This window comes from Amycolatopsis saalfeldensis, assembly GCF_900110575.1.
GTDB lineage: Bacteria > Actinomycetota > Actinomycetes > Mycobacteriales > Pseudonocardiaceae > Amycolatopsis > Amycolatopsis saalfeldensis.
In genome coordinates, this window is record NZ_FOEF01000011.1 from 101,457 (window position 1) to 123,788 (window position 22,332).

Sequence of the window (22,332 nt, forward strand, 5' to 3'; positions counted from 1 at the left end):
ACGTCTAAAACGTAGAACTCGGCGCTCGTTCCGGTGATTTCAATCGAGGAGCATCGCCCCCTTCGGCAATGGGATCGACTCCCCATTAGGCCCTGACACTGAGCCGATCGAGCAGGTGGTGTTATGAACTGAGAGACACCGGTAACCCCATTGCGTTCGGCGGTGGGCTGGCCGTCGTGGCGTTCCCGCTGGTCTTGCTCGATGTCAGGGCGGCGTGGGGACGTGTCTGTCCCGGGTCGGGGTCGGTGGTGGTCGTCGCCGCTGGCTGCGTGCTGAACCTGCCGGGTACGGGTCCCGGCAGTGTGGTAGCTCCAGGACGTCCGGTACGGCGCGGAGCCGCCGAGCGCGGCGGCGTTCGGGGCGACGCCGCAATCGGCTTTGCCGGGTCGGCGTCGGGGCCCTAGGGCCTGCGCCTGGGGGGTTGTCATCCGTTTCGGACACGAGTTTCCCTTGGCACGCCACCCTTCTGCGGGCTCGTGGTCGTGGCGACCGCACCGGTCGACGAGTCGTACTCGGTGCTGACGAGACCGGTCTCGAACGCCGGGATGGTGTAGCTGGTTCCGGTGGCGTGACCGGCAACTGCGGTGGCGTAGGCGCGTCCGTCTACGTGGTGAGTCGAGCCGGAGGGCTGACCGGGCATGACAGAGTCGTAGGTCCACTCGGTCGGTGCTGGTGGCGAGCCGATCGGCGTCGTCGTAGGCGTAGCTGGTGGTCCAGGTGTTCTTGCCGGTCGCATCGGTCCCTCGGCACTGCCCCGACCACCCGCCGGTACGATCGCGCAGCGGTCGCAGGCCGCGTGACGAAGCAGCCTGACCTGGCCGGCGAGGGAGATTCGATGAGCACCGTGGCGAGTGAGACGCTGCCCGCGAGACCCGGGGCCGACCTGCCGCGACCCGGGTGGACGCGGGCGCGGGCGTGGAACTGGGCGGTGCTCGGGCTGACCGTCGCCGGGTTCGCGGTGCTGGCGTGGAACCGCCGGTGGATGAGCGACGACGGCATGATCGTGCTGCGGACCGTCCGCCAGATCCTGGCCGGCAACGGGCCGGTGTTCAACGCGGGCGAACGCGTCGAGTCCAACACCAGCACCCTGTGGACGTTCCTGCTCCTGGCGTTCGCCTGGATCCCCGGGCTGCGGCTGGAGTGGCTGGCCGTGGTGACCGGCCTCCTCTGCTCCGTTGGCGGGCTGCTGCTCGCGCTCGACGGCGCGCGCCGGCTGGCCGGGGCCACCCGCTCGGTGTTCGTGGTGCCACTGGGGGCGCTGGTCGTGGTGGCGCTGCCGCCGTTCCGGGACTTCGCGACGTCCGGGCTCGAGACCGGCCTGATCACGTTGTGGCTGGGCGGCACCTGGTGGCTGCTGGTTCGCCGCGCGCGGCACCAGAGCGCCGGGCCCGTGTGGCTGACGGCGGTGGTGATCGGCCTCGGTTACCTCGTGCGGCCGGACCTGGCGCTGTTCAGCGCCGTCGCGGGGGTGGGGCTGCTGGTGCTCGCGTGGCGCGGCTGGCGCGCGGGGCTGCTGTGGATCGTCGCCGCGGCCGCGCTGCCGGCCGCGTACCAGGTGTTCCGCATGGGTTACTACGGGCTGCTCACGCCGAACACCGCACTCGTCAAGGAAGCGTCGAACGCCTTGTGGCACAAGGGGTTCGGTTACCTCGCCGACTTCGCGGGGCCGTACTGGCTCTGGGTTCCGGTGCTGCTGTGCGCGCTGATCGCCGTGGCGCTGCTGTGGGGCAAGCGCGTGAACCGCGAGATCGCGGTCGTGGTGGCCGTGCCGGTGCTCGCCGCGCTCGGGCTGGCGCTGTACGTGATCCGCGTCGGCGGTGACTTCATGCACGCGCGGATGCTGCTGCCCGCTCTCTTCTGCCTGCTGCTGCCCGTGATGGCGATCCGGCTGACCCGGCTGACGGTGGTCCCGGCGATCGCGCTGGGCGCGTGGGCATTGCTGGCCGTCGGCTGGCTGCGCACCCCGTACACACACCTGCCGCACCCGATCGACGAGGCGCGCGGGATCGCCGACGAGCGCGCCAACTATGTCGCCGACAGCCACCACGAGCACCCGATCCTGGCCGAGGACTTCGACGAGTTCACCGCGATCGCGACCCCGATCCGCACCCTGCTCGACACCGAACCCGAGCCGGTCGTCCTGGTCCAGACGCCGCAGGGCCAATGGCACGCCTACCCGACCGCGTCGGGCCACGACACCATCACGTTCTTCAACATCGGCGGCCCCGGCCTGCTGCTGCCGCTGGACACCTGGGTGCACGACCCGATCGGGCTGTCGAACCCGATCGCCGCGCACACCACGCCGTACCCCGACCGCCGGACCGGCCACAACAAGTACGCCGGCATCGACTGGGACCTCGCCGACGGCGGCCGCGGCACCACGGCCGAACTCGCCGCCCAGGGCGACTTCACCGCCGCCCGGCTGGACGACATCCGCCGCACCCTGGCCTGCCCGCACAACCGGGAGATGCTCGACTCCGTCCGGGCCCCGCTGACCTTCGGCCGGTTCTGGGACAACCTGGTGCACGCCGTCGGCCGGACTTCCCTGCGCTACGACCACGATCCGGCGAAGAACCAGACCTGCGGCTAGGCGGACGGCCCGGGCCAGCGCGAAGCGCCCAGCTCACGCGAGATCGTCCGGGCCGTCTCCGCGACGGCCACCCGCACGGCATCGGCCACCGGCCAGTCCGCGAGGGGGACCACCACGCCGATCGCGCCCGCGACGGCGTCGGCGGCGTCGAATACCGGCGACGCCAGGCCGCACTCCCCCAGCACGGCCTCCTCCTGCTCCACGGCGACGGCGTCGCGTCGGACGTCGTCGAGTTCGGCCCGCAGCAGGGCCGGATCCGTCACCGTCTCGCCGGTCATGCTGCGCAGCTCACCCGGGTCGGCGCCGGGCGCGAAGGCGAGCACGGCCTTGCCGAGCGCCGTCGCGTGCGCGGGCACGACCAGGCCGACCTCCGACATCTGCCGTGACCCGTCCGGGCGCGGTTCGTGGTGCACGATCATCACCTCGCCGGGCAGCGGGACGCCGGCGCGCACCGCGTAACCCGTGCGTTTGGCCAGCTCCGCGGACCAGGCGAACGCCCGCGAGCGCAGTTCCAGGCTGCCCAGGTAGGCGTTGCCGAGCCGCAGCACCACCGGGCCGAGCCGGTACCGCGTGGACCCCGCCTCCTGCACGACCATTCCGTTGGCCTGCAACGTTTTGACGATCCCGTGCACTGTGGACGGTGCGAGGCCGAGCCGCGCGGCGATGTCGGAGAGCGGCACGCTGCGCGCGCCCTGCAGGACCCCGAGGACGCGAACGGCCCGGTCGACGGCCTGGATCATCGCGGCACCTCTTCTGCGGGGACGCGGTGCACTTTACAACAGCGGACCGGCCTCGTATGGTTGCTCGAACATTCGACTATGTCGAATACAAGTCGACGATGACGAACAACTGGGGTGAGCACAATGGCCGTGCGACAGCTGGTGAACGATCCCGACGACCTGGTGGCCGAGGCCTTACGCGGCTTGGAGCAGGCGCACCCGGACCTCGTCCGCTGTCACGCGGACCCGGCGTACGTGGTCCGCGCGGAAGCTGCCTGGCCGAAGGTCGCGCTGGTCTCCGGCGGCGGCTCCGGCCACGAGCCCCTGCACACCGGCTTCGTCGGCCCGGGCATGCTCGACGCCGCGGTGCCCGGCGCGGTGTTCGCGAGCCCGACCGCGTTCCAAGTCCGCGCCGCCGTTGTGGCCGCCGACCACGGGCGCGGAGTGCTGCTGATCATCAAGAACTACACCGGCGACGTCCTGAACTTCACCATCGCCGCGGAGCTGGCGGCCGAGGACGGCGTCGAGGTCCGCACCGTGCTGGTGGACGACGATCTGGCCACCGAAAGCACCGAGGGCCCCGGCCGCCGCGGGACGGCCGCGGTCGTCGCCGTCGAGAAGATCTGCGGTGCGGCAGCCGAGCGCGGCGCCTCACTGGACGAGCTGGCGGCGCTGGCCGAGCGCGTCACCTCGTCCGCCCGGACGCTGGCGCTCGCCCTCTCCTCGTGCACGCACCCCGGTGAGTCGCGGCCGTCGTTCGAGCTGGCCGACGACGAGATCGAGTTCGGCGTCGGCATCCACGGCGAGCACGGCATCGAGCGCCGCCCGTTCGCGCCGGCGCGGAAGCTGGTCGCGGACCTGGCCGACCCGATCGTCACGGCGCTCGGGCTCACGCCGGGCGAGCAGGTGATCGCCATCGTCAACGGCCTCGGCGCCACCCACGGACTGGAGCTTTCGGCCGCGCACCAAGACTTGCGCGCCCACCTGTCGGGCCTCGGCATCGAGGCGGCGCGGTCGCTGGTCGGCTCGTACGTGACCGCGCTCGACATGCGCGGCTGCTCGATCACTCTGCTGCGCGCCGACGCCGAACTGCTGGAGCTGTGGGACGCCCCCGTCCGCACCCCGGCCCTGACCTGGTGAGGAGAAACCCATGGAGACCATCAACGCCCGGAGCTGGGTCGAGCGGTTCATCAAGACGGTCGTCGACCAGGCCGGTGAGCTGACCGAGCTGGACCGCCGCGCCGGCGACGGCGACTACGGCACGAACCTGCGCTCGGCCCTGCGCCGCGTGGAGGCCAACCTGGCCGGCGTCGCCTCCGACGCGCCGGACGCCGTGTTCACCGCCGTCTCCGACGGATTCCTGAACACCGGCGGCACCAGCGGCCCCCTGTTCGGCATGTGGTTCCGCGAGTTCACGCGCTCGCCGGAGCTGACCACGGCGGCGCTGGCCGAGGCGGCGGCCGGCGGCGTGGCCGTGGTCCAGCGCCTCGGCAAGGCGGAGGTGGGCCACAAGACGATGGTCGACGCCATGGTCCCCGCCGCCGAGGCCCTCACCGCGGCCGCCGGGCGTGACGAGCCGCTGGCCGAAGCCGTGCGCGCGGCGGCATCCGCGGCCCACACCGGCGCCGCGTCGACGGAAAGCCTGCTGGCGAAGCGCGGCCGGGCCAGCTACGTCGGGGAAAACGCCCGCGGCGTGGTGGATCCGGGCGCGCTGACCGTGGCGCTGTTCTTCGACGCCGCTTCCTGACGATCCCCTATCAAAGTGTAGTCAATACACTTTGATAGTCAGACAACCAATGGAGTACGCTGGCCTGGTGAGTGAGACGACGCAACCCCTCGGCCGGCGCGAACGGAAGAAGGCCGCGACCCGGCAATCGCTGGCCGACGCGGCGTTGGCGCTGTTCCTGCAGCACGGCTACGACCAGGTCAGCATCAAGGACGTGGCCGAGGCCGCCGACGTTTCCACCACCACGGTCTTCAAGCACTTCCCCGGCAAGGAAGCGCTGGTCTTCGACGAGGAAGACGAACACGAGGCGATGCTGGTCGCGGTGGTGCGGGATCGCCCCGAGGGCCAGAGCGTGGTCACGGCATTGCGTGAGCACGTACTGCGCTCGTACTTCAGGACGTCGGACAACGCGGGCTTCGCGGCGTTCCGCAAGCTGATCGCGGAGACGCCGGCCCTGCGCGACTACTCGCACCGCATGTGGATGCGGCACGAAACCGCGGTGGCGCAAGCCATCGCGGAGGAGGCCGGGCTGCCGGGGGACGACCTCTCGGCCGCCGCGCTCGCCCACTTCGCCCTCGAATCCACGGCGCTCACCCACAACCGCGAAGACCCGCGCGCGGCCGTCGAAGCCGCCTTCGACCTGCTCGAAAACGGCTGGGTTCCGATCCCCGGTCAGTCTCGCCCGGAGAAGGCGCCCGGCGCGTAACCGGTGGGCAGGAAGTCGTCGGTCTCCGCGAGCTCGGCCTCGGCGACCAGCTCGTTGCGGCAGCCGGCCAGTCCGAACACGTGCGGAGTGCGGCGCTCGCCCCCGTATTCCGCGCAGCTGCAGAATCCCCGCAGCGCACCGGTGGGCGGGTCGTATGGGCTGGCCAACTGCTGCCTCCTGACGGTTCGGGCGGACCTGGTTGACGGAACTGGTTCCCACGGTGCCGGGTGCCGGCCGGAGGGTCCAGACCCCAGGAGGCCAACAGTCGGTGCCGGGAGCCGAACGGCTCCGCGTACTTCGCCGGGCCTGAAGTCCGGCCGTCCGGTCAGTGGGGCATCTCGGTTCCCTTGCGCGGGCCGATCGCGGCCCCTGCAACCACCAGGAGCGCGCCGCCGACCAGCAGATACGGCCCCAGCCCCAGCAGCGAGAAGTTGCGCGCGAAGATCAACACGACCCCGCCGGCGTGCAGGAGCAGCATCAACGTCGCCCGGCCCGCGAAAACCGTGCGGTACCACCAGAAGTTGGTGTGCGTCAGCGGCTTGCGCCGGATGCTGCTGAGCAGGAACGCCGAACGCTTGGTGCGCAACGCGCCCAGCGTCCACGGCAGCACGGCCGCCATCGTCAGCGCGGTGAGCAGGAAGCCGAACCACTGCACGTACGACGTGGCCAGGTCGGACGAGAACTTCACCCGGTCCGACTGCTGCAGCAGATCCAGGAAGGTGAACGAAACCGACAGCGTCCCCGAGCTGAACGTCACCCACGGCACGGCGAACAGCGCCACCAGTTCCAGCACGATCCCGAGCCCGGCCGGGATCACGCCGAGCCCCACCGTCGTGAGTGGCCCGGGCCGTTGTGGCTGCCCCTGGCCCCAGGCCCCTTGCGGCTGCGGGGCCCACTGTTGCGGATACGGGTTTCCCGGCTGCGCCCACTGCTGTTGCCCGGGCGGCTGCGGCTGTCCGGGCTGAGGCGGCCCGGACCACGGCTGTCCAGGCTGCTGTGGCACAGGCTGTTGTTGCGGCACAGGCTGTTGTTGCGGCACAGGCTGTTGTTGCGGCACAGGCTGTTGCGACGGCCACGGCTGCTGTTGCCCCGGCCACGGCTGCTGTCCCGGCGGACCCCCTGGGTGGCTCATGACCGGAGAGCCTAGCCGTCCGAGGGCGTCCGCACGGGGATCTCGCTATCCCAGCGGCTTGTCCAGCACGGCCTTGAGGTTGCTGAACGTGTCGATGGAGTATTTCCCGTGGTAGCGCCCCATTCCGCTCTCCCCGACGCCGCCGAACGGCAGATCGGAGGCGGTGAGATGCGCCACCGGCAGGCCGAATCCCACGGCGCCCGAGGAGGTTTCGTCGAGAATGCGCTGTTTCGTCTCCGGCGAGCCGACGAACGCGTACAGCGCCAGCGGCTTGTCCCGCCCGGTGATGAAGGTGATCGCCTCGTCGAGCGACGCCACCGTGAGCACCGGCAGGATCGGCCCGAAGATCTCCTCGCCCATCACCGGCGAGTCCGGGGCGACGTCGGCGAGCACGGTCGGCGCGATGAACTTGCGGTCCCGGTCCGTCCGGCCGCCGGTGACCACGCGGCCGCTGCCGAGCAGCTTCGACAGCCGGTCGAAGTGCCGGGTGTTCACGATCCGGCCGTAGTCGGGGCTGGCGGCCGGGTCGTCACCGAACTTGGCGCGCAGCACCTCAGCGAGCAGCGGCTCCAGCTTCTCCGCGGTGTCGCCGATCGCGAGCACGTAGTCCGGCGCCACACAGGTCTGGCCCGCGTTCATGAACTTGCCGTAGACGATCCGCTCGGCGGCCAGCCGCAGGTCGACGTCGGTGTCGACGATGACCGGGCTCTTGCCGCCCAGCTCCAGCGCGACCGGCGTGAGGTGCTTGGCCGCGGCGGTCATCACGATCCGGCCCACGACGCCGTTGCCGGTGTAGAAGATGTGGTCGAAGTGCTGCTCCAGCAGCTCCGTCGTCTCCGGGATCGCGCCCTCGACCACGGCGACGGCCTCGGGGTCGAGGTACGCCGGCACGTGCCGGGCGATCGCGGCGGACACCGTCGGCGAGAGTTCGCTGGGCTTCACCACCGCCGCGTTGCCCGCGGCCAGCACGCCGACCAGCGGCGCCAGCACGAGGTGCAGCGGGTAGTTCCACGGCCCGATGATCAGCCCGACCCCGAGCGGCTCGCGCACGACCGTGCCACGGCCGGGCAGCAGCCGCTCCGGCAGCGGCGCGGCCTCCGGCGCCACCCACGCGTCGAGGTGCTCCAGCGTGTGGTCGACCTCGTTGGCCACGAACGTGATCTCGGCGCTGCGGGCCTCGGCCGCGTTCTTCCCGAGGTCGGCGTGCAGGGCGGCGAAGAAGTCGTCCGCCTGCTCCAGCAGCATGGCCTTCAAGGCGGTCAGCTGCGCCTTCCGCCATTCGAGCGGCTTGGTCCGACCGGCCTGGAACGCGGCACGCAGACGGGACACGACTTCGGGGATCTCGCTCATGATCAAACCCTAACGTGGGAGCCACTCGGCGCGACCCGAACCGCGGGGCACCAGGATCGTCGAGAATTCGCCCGGTGTCCCGGACATCCGGACCTGGTCGGTGACGCCCTGGTAGTGCCCGAGCGGCGTCTCGGCGGTGAACGTGTCCGGGTCGAGGTAGGCGTGCCGCTCGCCGGTGCCCGCGATCGCGTGCGCGTAGTTCTTGTCGAACACGCCGAGGCTGATGATCCACAGCGCGATGCGCGTGAGCGAGATGTGCACGCGGTAGCTGCCGCCCTCGGTGGCGCGGCGCATCAGCGCGGCACAGATGCCGGTGGTGGCCAGCCACGGGACCAGGTAATCGTTGACGACAGTGATGTGCGGCAGCTTCGGCTGGTCCGGCGTGCCCTCGAGGGTCATCATGCCGGTGACGCAGCCGGCGGTCTGGTCGAAGCCGACCCGCCCGGCCCACGGCCCGCGTTCGCCGTGCAGCGAGACGGTGGTGTGGATGATGCCCGGCCGGATCTCCGCGGCGCACTCGGCCGAGAGCCCGAGGCCGGACACCAGCCCGGGGCGGCGGTTGGCGTAGAACACGTCGGCGCCGCGCAACAGCTCGTGCACGCGGGCCATGGCCGCGGGGTCCCGTGCGAAGTCCACAGTGGACGATCGGACGCCGACGTTCGCGGTCAGGTAGACCACGTCGTTCTCCCACTCGGTGGGGCGCCAGAGGTTCAGGGCGTCGGCGCCGTGCTGCGCCAGCGCGCGGCCGATGCCCGCGCCCGCGATCACGTGGCCCATGCCCAGCGCGCGGATGCCGTCGAGCGGCTGCTTCGCGCCCTCAGGCAGCGGCTCCGGGGCCGAGTCGCCGATCTTCTCGATCTCGATCAACGGCAGGTCGGCGAGCACGTCCTGGTACTGCCGGGTGGCCAGGAACTCCTCGGTGCTGCGGACCATCGGCATCACCAGGCCCGCGTCCGAGCCCGCCTCTTCCAGCTCGGCGGCGCTCCAGCGCGCGACGGCGTTCGCGATCGCCGTGCTGTCGTCGTACGTGCGCAACAGCTTGAGGGTCTTGGACTTCAGCTTCGGGTAGATGTTGAGCGGCATCACCCAGCGACCGTCGCCCGCGCGGTAGAAGCTGAGCGAAAGCGGGCTGCCCGGGTCGCCGGTGTTGGTCGGCGGCAGGCCGTTCAGCAGCTCCCACTTCTTGTCGTAGAACGGGCACAGCCGATGCGGGGCCTGGCGCAGGTCCATGCTGATGTCCTGGCCGGGACCGCCGCGGTGACGCCACAGCGCGGCCAGCGCGACCGACTTCGCGACGAGCCCGATCGCGGGCGCCGCACCGAGCCGTACCGCGCTCGGCACGACCGGGTCGGCGCCGACGAACTCGACCTTCCCGCCACTGTCCTTTTCGGACATCCCGGCGGCCGCGAGGACCTCCGCGAGCGCGGCGTGGATGTCGAACTCGTCCTCGGCCTCGGAGCGGATCGGGTTCGCCAGTGCGGCCTCGATCTTTTCGGTGACCGACATCAGGACTCCTGTCCGGGAGTGGTGCCCAGCGCCTTCATCACGGCGATCTGCGCGGTGTCACGGGCCTTCGCCAGCTCGTCGACCGTCCCGCCGAACCCGGCCGCCTGCTCGCTCAGCAGCGCGACGGTGGGCTCGTCGAGATCCGGGGTGCCGAGCTGGCCCCAGCGTTTGCGCAGGCCCGGGCCGAGGTGTTCGAGGAAGTGCGGCAGCCCGCCCGCGCCGCCGCCGAGGTGGAAGCTCAGGAACGGCCCGCTCACCGCCCACCGCTGCCCCAGCGAGGACGTGACGACGTCGTCCAGCTGCTGCTCGGTCACCACCCCGTCGGCGACCAGGTGCACGCACTCGCGGAAGATCGCGGCCTGCAGCCGGTTCGCGACGAACCCCGGCACCTCCTTGCCCAGCACGATCGGCTTCTTGCCCAGGCTCCGGTAGAACTCGACGGCCCGTTCGACGGTCTCCGCCGACGTCCGCTCCCCCGGCACCACCTCGACCAGCGGGATCAGGTGCGGCGGGTTGAACGGGTGACCGACGATCAGCCGCTCCGGCCGCTGGAGCGCGGTGGCGATCTCGGTGGCGGGGATGCCCGAGGTCGAGGTCAGAAAGAGCGCGTGCGCCGGCGCGGCCGCCTCGATCGTCGACCAGATCTTGTGCTTGAGGTCGAGCCGCTCGGGCCCGTTCTCCTGCACGACATCGGTGTCCGCGACGGCGGTGGCGAGGTCGGCCTCGAAGCTCAGCCGCGCGTCGAGGCCTTCGGCGGGCAGGCCCAGCTCACGCAGCGCCGGGACCAGCTCGGCGAGACCCGCGCGCACCTGCGCCTCGATGTCCGGCGCCGGGTCGCTGACCGTCACCTCGAGCCCGCGCGAGGCCATCAGCCCGGCCCACGAGACGCCGATGACCCCGGCTCCGACGATGGTGGCCTTCATGTGGTTGCTCCTCAGGCGAGGTAGTCGTGCACCGCGGCCGCACGGCCCAGTGTCAGATCGGTGAGCAGGTGGCTCGCGGCGACGACCTCCAGCACCGGCAGGTCGGCCAGCGGCGCGAGCGCGTGCGCGACCAGGTGCAGCCGGGCGGGGCCGGTCCAGGCGCCCTTGACCGTCAGGTCGCTGATCTGGCTGCGCGCCAGCTCGCAGATCCGCGGTTTCCCGTCGTAGCCCGGCACGATCTTGAGCATGTACGTCGGCGCGGTCAGCTCTTGCCGGGCAACGTCTTCGTCCAGCTTGCGGTGCTTGTAGCCCATGGTGGCGAGCGCGACGCGGATCGAGCCGTAGTCGAGCGTGCCCACGAGCGTGTCGGAGTCGACAAAGAGCTTCGGCGCGCCGAGTTTCTTCGGATACGCAGCCACCTCGCGCCCGCTCGCGATGGCGGGCAGGCTGTCGACGTACATGCCGAGGGTGAACTCGCCGGGCTCCCCGTCGTAGGTGACCATCGCGACCTGCCCGGACTCGGTGTAGTCGCCCAGCCCGGTCACGTCGGGCATCCGCATCACCTCGAACCGCACCAGCGGCTCGGCGACCCGCAACGGCTCGGGCACCAGCGCCCGCAACGCGTCCGGATCCGTCCGGTAGGTGATGTTCAGGTACTCCCGGTCGGTGAACCGGTACGGCCCCCGCGGAAACGCCGGCGCGGCCAGCGGCGTGGTGAGCTGGGCGCGGACCTCGTCCTCACGCATGGACTGCCTCCGTCAAGGTCACGACCGCGAATCTACCTGCGGTTATAGCGGATCGCATCTCGCGCCGGAGCCGGGTCGACCAAGGCCGACCACCACCCGGCGGCTAAAGTTTGCCGACCGGTCGGGGACCGCAGCTGGAGCGAGGAAACGCGCATGACCGTCACCGAGGCGGAGACCCTTCAAGAGGACAGTCCGACGAGCCGCCGGACACGGCGCACGCCTGTTGTCGTCGTCGGTGCGGTGCTGCTCGTGGTATTCCTCGCCGGCTCGTGGGCCGCCTGGTTCTTCACGATCGACGACGCCTTCATCAGCTTCCGGTATGCCGCCAACCTCGCTGCCGGGCACGGGCCCGTCTGGAACGTGACCGGACCTCGAGTGGAGGGCTTCACCGACTTCGGCTGGGTGATGTGGGCCGGCCTCGGCGCGTGGCTGGGGGTCGCGCTGCCGCTGTTCATGAAGCTCACCTCGCTGGTGTTCGGTCTGCTCACCCTCCTGATGCTGGTCAACACGGCCCACCGGCGCGGCGGCATCGGCGGCGCGCTCGTGGCCGGCGGCGCGTACGTGGTGTTCCTGCCGACGTACTTCCACATCACCAGCGGACTGGAGACGGCCGCCTTCGCCGCCGTGCTCCTGCGAATCGTGCTGCTCGGCCTGCGAGTGCTCGACGGTGAACGGGTGCGCGCATACGAACCTCCCGCCCTGCTCCTCGTGCTCGGCATGCTCAGGCCCGAAGGCGTGCTCGCGGCCCTGCCGACGGTCGCGGTCTGGCTCTGGCGGGAACGGCGCAGCCGGGCGGCTTGGAGCTGGACGGCGGGGGCGGTCCTGGTCGGCGGCGGCTACTTCGTGTGGCGCTGGCACTACTACGGCCAGCTGCTGCCGAACACCTTCTACGTCAAGTTCGGCAACCTGGCCTCCGGTCGCATGTGGACAGAGCACACCACCTGGCTGCTGCTCCCGCTGCTCCTGCTCACCTTCTCGCTCGTGATCCGCCGGGCGACTCGGCGAGCCGGGGCGCTGCTGGTCGTCACGGTGCTGCTCACCTATGTGACGTATGCCGTCTCCGGTCCGTCGATGGACTACCTCGACCGGTTCGCCGACCACGCCGTTCCCGTGCTGTGCCTGGGCACCGGCCTCGCCGCCGCCACGCTCGGCGGCCGCTGGGCGGCGACGCTGACCGGGCTGGTCGCGATCGTCTGGTCGGCCGTCGTCGGCGCCACCGCGCCGGACCTGGGCACAATCGCGAACTACGGCCCGGACCTGCAACGCGCACACGTCGCGATCGGCAAGGGGCTCGCGGCGGCAGACGTACCGGAGCAAGCCCGCACGCTCGCGGTCAGCGACGCCGGCGCCATGCCGTACTACAGCGGCTGGCACTCCATCGACTTCATCGGCCTCAACGACCCCCGGATCTCCAGGGGCGCAGACCCGACACAGGTCGTCGTCCAGGCCCGCCCGACGGTCATCGTGCTGACCGCGGGCAGCCCCACCCCGGGCTCGACCAGCTACGGCCTGGACGTCGCCAAGGCCACGGCCGGCTACCAAGAGGTAGCAGCTGTCCAGATGCGCGATGCCTACTACCAAACGGTGTGGGCACTCCCGGAGTGGGCGGGCACCGTCCGCGAGCACGTGCAGACCGCCGTCGCCACGGCCGCGCCGCTCAACGACCCGGGCCGGTACGACGAAACTGTCGGCCGCTGGCTCGACCGGTTGAAGCGCCAGCTGCCGGGCTTCTGACCCGGAGACCGCCACGCCCGGACGCCGCGCTCGGCGCGTCAACCCCGGAGATCGGCGACAACGGCGTCGAAACGGTCGGTCTCGCCCGCCGCGACTGGGCGGGACGGGTCCGGCAGCACCGCGGTCAGGCCCCAGGCCCGGCCGCGCGCCCAGGTGGCGTCGTCGACCGCGAGGGCTTCGCGGAGGACTCCGCGGGCGTCTTCGTCCAGGAGGGACCACGCGACGATGAGATCGCAGGCCGGGTCGCCGACGGCGAGGGTGCCGAAGTCGATCACCGCCGACAAGCGGCCGTTGCGGGACAAGAGGTTGCCCGGCGCCGGGTCTCCGTGCACCCAGAGTGGCGGGCGGTCCCAGGCCGGTGCCGCCAGCGCCGTCTCGAACACCTCCGTGGCCGCGTCGGTGTTGATGCGCCCCTCCAGCGCGGCGATCCAGCCGCGCAGCCGCGATTCCACCACCGCCGAATCGCGCGGATCCCCCATCGGGACGCCGCGGAAACCGTTGCTCCACTCCGGCGGCGGCCCGTCGGTGGTGTCGATCCCTTGCAGCGCAAGGAAGAAGTCGGCCAGATCGAGGGCTGCGCGCCGCAGGTCCGTGAGCCGCTCCGGCTCGGCCCGCTCGCCTTCGAGCCACCGGTAGACCGACCACGGGAACGGGTACTCGGCCGTCGGCGCGCCCACCGCGAGCGGAACCGGCACGGCCAGCGGCAGGTGCGGCGCGAGGCGTGGCAGCCAACGCTGCTCCCGCGTCACCTGCCCCTCCCACCGCGAGAACCGCGGCAGCCGCACCGACATCGTTTCGCCGAGCCAGTAGGTGGCGTTGTCCACCCCCGGCGCGGGCACCGGCACCACCGGCAGCCCGACCCACTCCGGGAACTGCCCGGCCACGAGCCGCCGCACCACAGCCACGGTGATGGTCACCTCGTCGGACGACATGTCCCCAGTGGACACTCGGCCTCCCCCGCCTCGAACGTCTCCCGATCACACCGGCTCCCCTGGGCGCTGTCCACTCATTTCCGCTGCGCCGCGGTGACGAGCGGGACGAAGCGGGTGCCCAGGTTGCGTACCGTCATGCCGGCCCGGGTGGCGGGGATGAGCAGAGCCGCCGCGACGGGCACGTTGCGCTGCTTCGGCCCCGTCAGCTTCCGGTGCGTGGCCTCGTATCGGCGGAACGCGGTGGCGTGGTCTCCGGGCGACTCGGCCAGCGCGGTGGCGAGCGTGTGCGCGCCGGCCATCGCCAGGGTCGAGCCGTCGCCGAACAACGAGACACACGAGGCCGCGTCACCGGCCAGCGCGATCCGGCCCGCGGACCAGGCCGGCAACCGGACCCGGCTGACGGAGTCGAGGTACAGGTCGTCGGCCTGCCGGACCTGCTCTAGCAGCTCCGGCACCCGCCAGCCGGCCCCGGTGTAGGCGGCGGCCAGCATGCGGCGGTGCTGCGCGGTGTCGCGGTGGTCGAAATCGGGCACGGCCTTACCGCGGTACATGAACGCCGCGATGCCCCGCCCATGCCCCGGGTGCACGGCGACCGCCCGGCCCGGCGAGTTGTACATGACCACCTCGTGGGGGTCCGCCACCGGACCGTCGAGCGGCAGGGTCGCCACGTACACGCCCATGTGTTTCACGAACGCCGCCTCCGCGCCGAACGCCAGCTCGCGCACGGCCGAGTGCAGCCCGTCGGCGCCGACGACGAGGTCGAACCGACGGGGAGCGCCTTTCTCGAACGTCACCTCGACGCCGCCCTCGTCCTGCTCCAGCGTCTTGACCGAGTCGTGGAAGGCGAACTCGGCCTCGTCCCGGCTCGCCTCGTAAAGAATGCGCGCCAGCTCGGTGCGGCTCAGCTCGACGTCTTCTCCCCCGGCGCTGCCCAGCTTCACACGGCCGACGCGTTTTCCCCTGTCGTTCACGAACTTCAGCCCTGTGACGCCGGTGGCCGCCGCCCGCAGCCGCGGCAGCAGGCCCATCTTCCGCGCCACCTCGGCGGCGGGTCCGCGCACGTCCACCGGGCTCCCGCTCGACCGCAGCCCGGCCGCCCGCTCCACAACGGTGGGCCGGAAACCGGCGCGGGCCAGCCAGTAGGCGAGCGTCGGCCCGGCGACCCCCGCGCCGGAGATCAGCACTGTCTTCGCCTTCATGTCCTCGTCCCCCCGGAGATCCCTGCCGAACGGCCTCCTGACCGTTGGTCAGGAACCACGTTACGCTCCTGACCCCCGGTCAGGCAAGTGGTCTATGCTCGGGTCGTGAGTGAAGAGGTTCCCCCGGGCACCCGGGCCCGCATCCTGCGCGCCGCCATGGACGAGTTCTCCGCGCGCGGGTACCACGCGACGTCGGTGCGGGAGATCGCCGAGCGCGTCGGCGTCACCAAAACCGCTGTGCTGTACCACTTCCCCGGTAAGGCGGACATCATCACGGCACTGGCCGAGCCGCTGCTGGAAGACCTCGAGCAGTGCCTCAAGGTCGCCGAACTGGTTGGCCCGGACGACGCCCGGTGGATCGTCTTCGAAGGGCTCCTCGACGTCTGGCTCAAGCACCGCTACCTGCTGCGGCTCAACCTGCGCGACCTCGGACTGGCCGCGTCACCGGCGGCGTTCGACCGGTTCCGCGACGGCATGTTGCAGGCAAACGCGCTGGTCGCGGGCCCGGACGCGGACTTCGCGCACCAAGTGCGCGCCGCGCAGGCCATCGCCATGCTGAGCGACCCTGTGGTCCTTTTCGCGGACAGCCCGCTGCCCGAGCTCCGAGACGCCGTCCTCGACGGGGTGCACAGCCTGTTCGCCGGACCGAAGAGTCCTCGCCCCACCCGCGGCCGGCCCCCCAAGATGACGGACCAGGTGTTCCTCACGTGCCAGCAACTCCACGATCGGGGGTTTTCGGCCAGCGAAATCGCTGCGACAGTGGGAGTTTCCCGCGCGACGGTCTACCGGCACCTGGCGGCCTTGCATTAATGAGACGGTTTATGATACTTTTGAGACGGAGAGAGGAGGGGTGAAGACGGACGAAGGTCAGGGCAGCAGGGAGCGCACCGATTCCTCATCGCGCGCAACGAGGGTGGTGCCGTCGTCGGCGGTGATGATCGGGCGCTGGATCAGCACGGGATTGGCGGCGAGGGCGTCGATCCAGCGGGTTCGCGCGTCGGGAGTCCGGGGCCAGGACTTCAGGCCCAGTTCGGCCGCCGCCTTCTCGCCGGTACGGGTGATGTCCCACGGATCCAGGCCGAGGCGTTTCAAGACGGCGTCGAGTTCGGCGGGCGTCGGCGGCTCGTCGAGGTAACGGCGCACGGTGTAGGCGACGCCGGCCTCGTCGAGCAGCGAGACGGCGGAGCGGCACTTCGAACAACGCGGGTTGACCCAGATCTCCACGCGCCAGAGGCTACTTCGAGAACGCCCGCATCCGACAGTGGCCGGTGGGCTGTCGTTCGCCCGTTTCGGCTTCGCGTTCACGGCGCCGCCCGAGCGGGTGGGCACTGTGCCAACGGCGCCGCCCGAGCAAGTCGACACCGTGCCAACGGCGCCGCCCGAGCAAGTCGACACCGTGCCAACGGCGCCGCCCGAGCAAGTCGACACCCACCGTGCCAACGGCGCCGCGACAACGGCGAGGGTGCCGCTCGTCACCTGCCGCTGGGGTACTGGTCCGGCGTACCGTTCAAGCATGGAAATGCCCTTGGCCACCGACCGTCTCGTGATCCGTGACTGGTCGGCCGAAGACGCCGAAGCCGCGTACGAGGTTTACGGCACGGCGCAGGTCACCCATTGGCTGACGCCGGCGATGGACCGGGTCACCGACGTCGCCGCGATGCGCTCGGTTCTGCAGGCGTGGCTCGAGGCGCAGCCGAACATGATCCCGCCGCGCGGGCGGTGGGCCATCGAGCGGAAGTCGGACGGTGCCGTGGTCGGCGGGCTCGGGATCCGCCTGCTGCCACCGTTCCGCGAGGACCTGGAGCTGAGCTGGCAGCTGCACCCGGACGCCTGGGGCCAGGGCTACGCGACGGAGGCCTCGCGCGCGCTGATCGACTGGGCGTTCACCCAGGACACCGACGAACTGTTCGCCGTCGCGCGGCCGAACAACACCCGCGCGGTTGCCACGGCGAAGCGGCTGGGCATGGAGTGGGTCGGCGAGACGACCAAGTACTACGACCTCAGCCTGCAGGTCTACCGGATCCGGCACAGCGACATCGCCGAGCAGCGCTGAGGCCCGGCGCTCACGGGCTCTGGTAACGAAGCCCGTCGACGAGCAGGTTCAAGAGCCGGCTCGCCAAGGCCTCCTGGCCGGGTTCGCCGGCGATGAGGGTGACGCCGCCGAGTCCCATGAGGACGTCGTTCGCGTCGACGTCGCGGCGCAGGACGCCCTTGGCAATGCCGGCCGACAGCAGCGTTTCCAGCGCGTCGGTGAGCAGGTCGCGGGTGCGCATGCGGAGGTCACCGTCGGCGGTCAAGACGGCTTTGAGCGTGTCGGCCATTCCGTGTTTGGCCGCCATGAACGCGACGAAGCGGTCCATCCAGATCCGCAGGGCGTCGGCGGGGTCCGTGGTCTCCAGCAGGTCCGGGACGGAGCCGCAGAGGCGCGCGACCTCGTTGCGATAGGTGGCCTCGACCAGCGTCTCCCGGGTCGGGAATCGCCGGTACAACGTGCCGATCCCGACGCCGGCGTCCTTGGCCACCGCTTTCAGCGACGCGCCGACGCCCTCCCGCGCGAACGCCCTAGCGGCCGCCTCCAGCAACCGGTCCTGGTTGAGCCGTGCGTCCGCCCGCAGCGGTTTCCCCTCTTCGGCCACGACCACCTCACCCCGGCTGAACGGACCCGACTCCGGTCGGCCAGTGTACGAGGGCGCGGCATCAGCTGCGGTGATGGCCGCGGCAGCCCGCCACCGAACGTCCACTGTGGAGCAGGCGGGGCACCGCGGCGCCTCCCCCGGCCGCGATGCCCCTGGCTGCGTCGGCGTGGCCTCAGGCGTTGGCCGGAACCCAGAGCGCGTCGATCTCGCGCTCGGCCGCGGCGAGGCTTTCGGCGGCGAGGCCGCGCAGGTCGGCCATCTCCGGGTTGGACTCGGCGAGGGTCAGCTCGGCCGCGATGAAGCGCGGCTCGAGGCCGGTCAGGGTGAGGGCGTGGGGCAGCCAGGCGGTGGCGTGGTCCCAGCCGGCGCGGGGCGTGCCCTCGCCGTACCCGCCGCCGCGGCTGGCCAGCACCAGCAGCTCACGGCCCTCGAGCAGGCCCGCGCGGGTGGCCGGGTCGAAGGACAGCCCGGGCGCGATCAGGTGGTCGACCCAGGACTTGATGACGCTCGGCGGGCCGAAGTTGTACAGCGGCAGGCCGAGCAGGACCGTCGTCGCCTCGCGCAGTTCCCCGACCAGTTCCTCGGTCAGCTGCCAGGACGCTTCCTGCGCGGGCGTGCGCTGTCCGGCGGGAATCATGCGGGCCAGGCCGTTTTCGGCATCCAGGTGCGGCAGCGGGTGCTGCCCCAGGTCGCGGTAGGTGACGGTGCCTTCGGGGTGCGCGGCACGCCACGCGGCGGCGGCGCGGGCGGTGAGCTTGCGGCTGACCGAGCGGTCGCCATTGATGCTCGAGTCGATGTGCAGCAGGTGAGCCATCTCGTTAGCCATCCGTAGATCGTTGGTGTTAGGCAAACCATTTATAGCATGCCTACGATCGCCGTTGTCTCGTATGCTGGGCACATGACCTCGCTCCCGGTCGTCAACCAGCCGCCGCACCGCTGCGGCGCGCTGCTCGACCACCTCTCGCGCCGGATGCGGCTGCGGGCGGAGTCCGTGCTGGCCCCCCTCGGGCTGCGGCCGCGGCATCTGCTCGCGCTCACCGTGCTGCGCGACCAGGGCGGCAGCACCCAGCGGGCGCTGGCGAGCACGCTGGACATGGACGGCACCACCATCGTCGGCCTGCTGAACGACCTGGAAGCCGACAACCTCGCCGAGCGCCGCCGCTCCCCCGAAGACCGCCGCCGGCACGTCGTCGAGCTGACCGACGTCGGCGCGAAGAAGCTGGCCAAGGCGGAATTCGCGCTGGCCGCCGTCGAGGACGAGGTACTGGCCGGCCTCGACCACGACGAGCGCGAACAGCTCTACGGCCTGCTCCAACAGGCGACCACGACCACGGAGATCGCCGCGTGCGCGGGCGCGGCCGACGAGTCGCCGGAACCGCCCGCCTGCTGAACGCGGCCGCGGCCGAGCTGCCTGCCCCGCTGACCACGGGCGCTGCTGGCAGGGCCTGACCAAGCCACCTGCCGAGCGCGGACGCTCCCTGGCAGAACCGCCTCCCGCTGACCACGAACGCAGCCGCCCAGGCCTGGCAAAACAGCCCGCCGAGCGTGGACGCGGACCGGCCCCGGCAGAACCCATCCCGCTATACGCAGGCTCGGCTGGCCGGCCGAGCTGCCTGCCGACCGCGGGCATCGCCGACCGCCGAGGGGAGGTGGACCAGTCCCCGACCGAACCGCCTCCTGCTGAACGCGGCCGCGGCCGACCGGCCGATCCGCCGCCCGCCGAGGCGGAGATGCGGACCTGACCGAGCCACCGACCGGGGGCGAAGACGAGGCCGAAACCGGTCCGTTGTCCTACCCTGGGCCGAGGAGGGCGGGGAACCATGGATGAGGCGGCCGAGCGGCTCGCGAAGTACCGCGCGATGCGGAATTTCGAGCGCACGGCCGAGCCCGCGGGTGGGGAGGCCGCGCCCGGCAACCGGTTTGTCGTGCAGCGGCATCGGGCGCGCAGGCGTCATTACGACCTGCGGCTGGAGCTGGGCGGGGTGCTGGTCAGCTGGGCCGTGCCGAAAGGGCCGACGCTGGATCCCAAGGCACGGCGGATGGCCGTGCACGTCGAGGATCATCCGCTGGAGTACGCCGACTTCGAGGGGGTGATCCCGCACGGCGAGTACGGCGGCGGGGACGTGATCGTGTGGGATCGCGGGACCTGGGAGGCCGTCGACACCGATGACGCGGAGCAGGCGCTCGCCGACGGGAACCTGCACTTCGACCTGTTCGGCGACAAGCTGGCCGGACGGTTCGTGCTCATCCACCCGAAACGCGACGGCGACGGCAAGCAGTGGCTGCTGCTGCACAAACAGGACGACCACGCCTCAGCCGGCTGGGACGCCGAGGACCATCCGAAGTCCGTCAAGAGCGGGCTGACCAACGACGAGGTCGCGGCGGCCCCCGCGGCGCTGTGGCACGGCGACCGGCCCGCGGCCGAGGCGGAGGAGCCCGTTTTCGTCGGTCCCACCGACGAAGAGCTGGCCACCTTGGACTCGCTCGGCGCCCGCGGCAGCTGGAGCGTCGGCGGCCGGAAGCTGGTCCTCACCAACCTCGACAAGGTGCTGATCCCCGGCCGCGACGGCGAGCCCCCGATCACCAAACGCGAGCTGATCCGGTACTACGCCTCGATCGCGCCGACGATGCTGCCCTACCTCGCCGGGCGGCCGCTCAACACCCAGCGGTTCCCCGGCGGCATCGGGAAACCCGGGTTCTGGCACAAGGAAGTGCCCGACCACGCGCCGGAATGGCTGCACCGCTGGCACAACGAGGCCGCCGCGGCCGACGAGGTGCAGCAGTACCTCGTGCCCGGCGCGGCCGCGGATCTGGCGTGGCTGGCCAACTTCGGCTCGCTCGAGTTGCACGCGTGGACGTCACGGATCCCCGACGTCGGGCGTCCGACGTGGACACTCTTCGACATCGACCCCGGCCCGGAGACGTCGTTCGAAGACGTGCTGGTCCTCGCTCGCCTGCACCGCACGGCGCTGGCGCACCTCGGCCTCGCCGGACGGCCGAAAGTGACCGGGCAGCGTGGAATCCAGGTGTGGGTGCCCGTCGAACCGCGCTACACCTTCGCCGAGACGCGTGCATGGGCCGAGACCGTGTCGAAGATGATCGGGAAAACCGTGCCGGAGCTGGTGAGCTGGGCGTGGCACAAGGACCGCCGCGGCGGGCGCGCGCGGCTGGACTACACGCAGAACGTGCACAACAAAACCCTGGTGGCGCCCTACAGCGTGCGGCCGCGGCCCGGCGCGCCGGTGTCGGTTCCGCTGGAGTGGGACGAACTCGACGACCCGGACCTGACACCGGAGCGCTGGACCGTGCGGACCGTGCTGGACCGCGTCAAGACCACCGGTGACCCGTTCGCCGCGTTGCTCGGAGTCGACCAGCGGCTGCCGAAACTGTGAGTTCGACGGGTTCGCGCCGCAGGTGGAGCGACTCCAGGCTTAGGGTCGGGGCCATGCGATTCGGACTCTTCGTGCCACAGGGCTGGCGCCACGACCTCGTCGGCATCGACCCCGCGGACCACTGGACCACCATGCTCGACCTCGCCCGCTACGCCGACGCCGGGCCGTACGAGTCGATCTGGGTCTACGACCACTTCCACACCGTTCCCGTCCCCAGCGACGAAGCCACGCACGAGGCGTGGAGCCTGATGGCGGCGTACGGCGCCGCGACGACCCGCGTGCGCCTCGGCCAGATGTGCAGCTGCATGGGCTACCGCAACCCCGCGTACCTCGCGAAGGTCGCCGCCACCATCGACGTGATCTCCGGCGGGCGCGTGGAGATGGGCATCGGCGGCGGCTGGTACGAGCACGAGTGGCGCGCCTACGGTTACGGCTTCCCCAGCGCGGGCGAGCGGCTCGGCCAGCTCGACGAGGGCGTGCAGATCATGCGCCGGCTCTGGACCGAGGGCAAGGCCACCTTCGCCGGCAAGCACTACCAGGTGGACGGCGCGATCTCCCGTCCGCTTCCGCTGCAGGACGGCGGCATCCCGCTGTGGATCGCCGGCGGCGGCGAGAAGAAAACCCTGCGCACGGCGGCGAAGTACGCGTCGTACACGAACTTCGTCGGCGACACCGAGGGGTTCCGGCACAAGTCCTCCGTGCTGGAAGCGCACTGCAAGGACGTCGGCACGGACTACGGCAAGATCGTGCGCTCGGCCAACTACAACGTCGTCATCGGCGAGACCGAGAAGGACGTGCAGGACCGCCTGGCGTGGATCCGTTCGCACTACGAGCCGCTGCTGCCGGCCGACGTGCTGGAGGGCGCCTACCAGAACTTCGCCTCGGGCCCGCTGGTCGGCACGCCGGAGCAGATCATCCCGAAGCTGAAGGAACTCGAAGGCCTCGGCATGACGTACGCGATCACGTACTTCGCCGAAGCGGCCTACGACCGTTCGGGCATCGAGCTGTTCACCTCGAAGGTCGTGCCGGAGCTTTCCTGAC

The 22,332-nt window shown here is 71.2% G+C and carries 22 protein-coding genes; 10 read left to right on the forward strand and 12 right to left on the reverse strand.

All coding sequences use genetic code 11. The annotated features are described in order from the left end of the window. Positions 1–835 precede the first annotated feature (835 nt). Entirely contained in the window at positions 836–2,590 is a 1,755-nt protein-coding gene (locus tag BMY97_RS24235; RefSeq protein ID WP_245787465.1) for an arabinofuranosyltransferase AftB family protein, read from the forward strand. Here the strand turns inward: BMY97_RS24235 and BMY97_RS24240 are convergent. Then, the gene (locus BMY97_RS24240; protein ID WP_091620104.1) at positions 2,587–3,330 is read right to left on the reverse strand and encodes an IclR family transcriptional regulator; all 744 of its coding nucleotides are present in this window, start codon (positions 3,328–3,330) and stop codon (positions 2,587–2,589) included. The two genes, BMY97_RS24235 and BMY97_RS24240, sit on opposite strands and share 4 nt — an antisense overlap. Positions 3,331–3,453: 123 nt before the next feature. On the opposite strand from BMY97_RS24240, the gene dhaK reads away from it, so the two are divergent. From dhaK to BMY97_RS24255, 3 genes are all read left to right on the forward strand, one after another. Next, complete coding sequence (dhaK, locus tag BMY97_RS24245) at positions 3,454–4,449, forward strand: dihydroxyacetone kinase subunit DhaK (protein WP_091620107.1); 996 nt, start codon at positions 3,454–3,456, stop codon at positions 4,447–4,449. Positions 4,450–4,459: 10 nt separating this feature from the next. Then, positions 4,460–5,056, forward strand: a complete 597-nt coding sequence (gene dhaL, locus BMY97_RS24250) for a dihydroxyacetone kinase subunit DhaL (protein ID WP_091620109.1) — start codon at positions 4,460–4,462, stop codon at positions 5,054–5,056. Between the two features lie 67 nt (positions 5,057–5,123). Further along, positions 5,124–5,741 carry a TetR/AcrR family transcriptional regulator gene (locus BMY97_RS24255; protein WP_245787466.1) on the forward strand — a complete coding sequence of 206 codons (618 nt, stop codon included), beginning with the start codon at positions 5,124–5,126 and terminating at the stop codon, positions 5,739–5,741. Here the strand turns inward: BMY97_RS24255 and BMY97_RS46130 are convergent. The 6 genes from BMY97_RS46130 to BMY97_RS24280 form a co-directional block, all read right to left on the reverse strand. After that, positions 5,708–5,908 (reverse strand): hypothetical protein, encoded by a 201-nt coding sequence (locus BMY97_RS46130; protein WP_143086276.1) that lies wholly within the window; start codon positions 5,906–5,908, stop codon positions 5,708–5,710. The genes BMY97_RS24255 and BMY97_RS46130 overlap by 34 nt on opposite strands. A 158-nt stretch (positions 5,909–6,066) precedes the next feature. Further along, a complete protein-coding gene (locus BMY97_RS47200) occupies positions 6,067–6,570 on the reverse strand; it encodes a hypothetical protein (protein WP_177231526.1) in 504 nt (167 codons plus the stop codon). Between the two features lie 348 nt (positions 6,571–6,918). Then, positions 6,919–8,223 carry an aldehyde dehydrogenase family protein gene (locus BMY97_RS24265; RefSeq protein WP_091620118.1) on the reverse strand — a complete coding sequence of 435 codons (1,305 nt, stop codon included), beginning with the start codon at positions 8,221–8,223 and terminating at the stop codon, positions 6,919–6,921. A 9-nt stretch (positions 8,224–8,232) separates the two neighbouring features. After that, the gene (locus BMY97_RS24270; RefSeq protein ID WP_091620121.1) at positions 8,233–9,729 is read right to left on the reverse strand and encodes a CoA transferase; all 1,497 of its coding nucleotides are present in this window, start codon (positions 9,727–9,729) and stop codon (positions 8,233–8,235) included. Continuing rightward, positions 9,729–10,652 (reverse strand): 3-hydroxyacyl-CoA dehydrogenase NAD-binding domain-containing protein, encoded by a 924-nt coding sequence (locus BMY97_RS24275; protein WP_091620124.1) that lies wholly within the window; start codon positions 10,650–10,652, stop codon positions 9,729–9,731. The genes BMY97_RS24270 and BMY97_RS24275 overlap by 1 nt, the downstream gene beginning before the upstream one ends. A gap of 11 nt (positions 10,653–10,663) precedes the next feature. Continuing rightward, complete coding sequence (locus tag BMY97_RS24280) at positions 10,664–11,398, reverse strand: acetoacetate decarboxylase (RefSeq protein WP_091620127.1); 735 nt, start codon at positions 11,396–11,398, stop codon at positions 10,664–10,666. 153 nt (positions 11,399–11,551) lie between these two features. On the opposite strand from BMY97_RS24280, the gene BMY97_RS24285 reads away from it, so the two are divergent. Further along, a complete protein-coding gene (locus BMY97_RS24285; protein WP_245787467.1) occupies positions 11,552–13,132 on the forward strand; it encodes a hypothetical protein in 1,581 nt (526 codons plus the stop codon). 38 nt (positions 13,133–13,170) lie between these two features. Here the strand turns inward: BMY97_RS24285 and BMY97_RS24290 are convergent, their stop codons facing one another. Then, entirely contained in the window at positions 13,171–14,079 is a 909-nt protein-coding gene (locus BMY97_RS24290; protein WP_218156854.1) for an aminoglycoside phosphotransferase family protein, read from the reverse strand. 59 nt (positions 14,080–14,138) lie between these two features. Further along, positions 14,139–15,263, reverse strand: coding sequence for an FAD-dependent monooxygenase (locus BMY97_RS24295; RefSeq protein ID WP_091620132.1), 1,125 nt, complete (start codon positions 15,261–15,263; stop codon positions 14,139–14,141). A gap of 105 nt (positions 15,264–15,368) precedes the next feature. On the opposite strand from BMY97_RS24295, the gene BMY97_RS24300 reads away from it, so the two are divergent. Then, positions 15,369–16,073, forward strand: a complete 705-nt coding sequence (locus tag BMY97_RS24300) for a TetR family transcriptional regulator (protein WP_245787468.1) — start codon at positions 15,369–15,371, stop codon at positions 16,071–16,073. A gap of 57 nt (positions 16,074–16,130) precedes the next feature. Here the strand turns inward: BMY97_RS24300 and BMY97_RS24305 are convergent, their stop codons facing one another. After that, complete coding sequence (locus BMY97_RS24305) at positions 16,131–16,487, reverse strand: arsenate reductase family protein (RefSeq protein WP_091620134.1); 357 nt, start codon at positions 16,485–16,487, stop codon at positions 16,131–16,133. A 289-nt stretch (positions 16,488–16,776) separates the two neighbouring features. Here BMY97_RS24305 and BMY97_RS24310 point away from each other — a divergent pair, with 289 nt between their 5' ends. Continuing rightward, entirely contained in the window at positions 16,777–17,316 is a 540-nt protein-coding gene (locus tag BMY97_RS24310; RefSeq protein ID WP_091620137.1) for a GNAT family N-acetyltransferase, read from the forward strand. A gap of 10 nt (positions 17,317–17,326) precedes the next feature. On the opposite strand, the gene BMY97_RS24315 is transcribed toward BMY97_RS24310, so the two are convergent. Together BMY97_RS24315 and BMY97_RS24320 are read right to left on the reverse strand one after the other, a co-directional pair. After that, positions 17,327–17,899: a TetR/AcrR family transcriptional regulator gene (locus tag BMY97_RS24315; protein WP_091620579.1), complete on the reverse strand. Its 573-nt coding sequence runs from the start codon at positions 17,897–17,899 to the stop codon at positions 17,327–17,329. Positions 17,900–18,071: 172 nt separating this feature from the next. Then, positions 18,072–18,713: an FMN-dependent NADH-azoreductase gene (locus BMY97_RS24320; protein ID WP_091620141.1), complete on the reverse strand. Its 642-nt coding sequence runs from the start codon at positions 18,711–18,713 to the stop codon at positions 18,072–18,074. Between the two features lie 84 nt (positions 18,714–18,797). Here BMY97_RS24320 and BMY97_RS24325 point away from each other — a divergent pair, with 84 nt between their 5' ends. The 3 genes from BMY97_RS24325 to BMY97_RS24335 all read left to right on the forward strand — a co-directional run bounded on the left by BMY97_RS24325 (position 18,798) and on the right by BMY97_RS24335 (position 22,331). Further along, positions 18,798–19,289 carry a MarR family winged helix-turn-helix transcriptional regulator gene (locus BMY97_RS24325; RefSeq protein ID WP_091620144.1) on the forward strand — a complete coding sequence of 164 codons (492 nt, stop codon included), beginning with the start codon at positions 18,798–18,800 and terminating at the stop codon, positions 19,287–19,289. 430 nt (positions 19,290–19,719) lie between these two features. Next, positions 19,720–21,291 (forward strand): non-homologous end-joining DNA ligase, encoded by a 1,572-nt coding sequence (gene ligD, locus BMY97_RS24330; protein WP_091620147.1) that lies wholly within the window; start codon positions 19,720–19,722, stop codon positions 21,289–21,291. A gap of 53 nt (positions 21,292–21,344) precedes the next feature. Next, complete coding sequence (locus BMY97_RS24335) at positions 21,345–22,331, forward strand: LLM class F420-dependent oxidoreductase (protein WP_091620149.1); 987 nt, start codon at positions 21,345–21,347, stop codon at positions 22,329–22,331. Position 22,332 lies beyond the last annotated feature (1 nt).

Coding starts and splice junctions, on each gene's coding strand:
- BMY97_RS24275 (WP_091620124.1), bottom strand. CDS start 10,652: ATGAAGGCCACCATCGTCGGAGCCGGGGTCATCGGCGTCTCGTGGGCC.
- BMY97_RS24325 (WP_091620144.1), top strand. CDS start 18,798: ATGACCTCGCTCCCGGTCGTCAACCAGCCGCCGCACCGCTGCGGCGCG.
- BMY97_RS24335 (WP_091620149.1), top strand. CDS start 21,345: ATGCGATTCGGACTCTTCGTGCCACAGGGCTGGCGCCACGACCTCGTC.
- dhaL (WP_091620109.1), top strand. CDS start 4,460: ATGGAGACCATCAACGCCCGGAGCTGGGTCGAGCGGTTCATCAAGACG.
- BMY97_RS24320 (WP_091620141.1), bottom strand. CDS start 18,713: ATGGCTCACCTGCTGCACATCGACTCGAGCATCAATGGCGACCGCTCG.
- dhaK (WP_091620107.1), top strand. CDS start 3,454: ATGGCCGTGCGACAGCTGGTGAACGATCCCGACGACCTGGTGGCCGAG.
- BMY97_RS24240 (WP_091620104.1), bottom strand. CDS start 3,330: ATGATCCAGGCCGTCGACCGGGCCGTTCGCGTCCTCGGGGTCCTGCAG.
- ligD (WP_091620147.1), top strand. CDS start 19,720: ATGGATGAGGCGGCCGAGCGGCTCGCGAAGTACCGCGCGATGCGGAAT.
- BMY97_RS24280 (WP_091620127.1), bottom strand. CDS start 11,398: ATGCGTGAGGACGAGGTCCGCGCCCAGCTCACCACGCCGCTGGCCGCG.
- BMY97_RS24310 (WP_091620137.1), top strand. CDS start 16,777: ATGGAAATGCCCTTGGCCACCGACCGTCTCGTGATCCGTGACTGGTCG.
- BMY97_RS24285 (WP_245787467.1), top strand. CDS start 11,552: ATGACCGTCACCGAGGCGGAGACCCTTCAAGAGGACAGTCCGACGAGC.
- BMY97_RS24265 (WP_091620118.1), bottom strand. CDS start 8,223: ATGAGCGAGATCCCCGAAGTCGTGTCCCGTCTGCGTGCCGCGTTCCAG.
- BMY97_RS24295 (WP_091620132.1), bottom strand. CDS start 15,263: ATGAAGGCGAAGACAGTGCTGATCTCCGGCGCGGGGGTCGCCGGGCCG.
- BMY97_RS24235 (WP_245787465.1), top strand. CDS start 836: ATGAGCACCGTGGCGAGTGAGACGCTGCCCGCGAGACCCGGGGCCGAC.
- BMY97_RS24270 (WP_091620121.1), bottom strand. CDS start 9,729: ATGTCGGTCACCGAAAAGATCGAGGCCGCACTGGCGAACCCGATCCGC.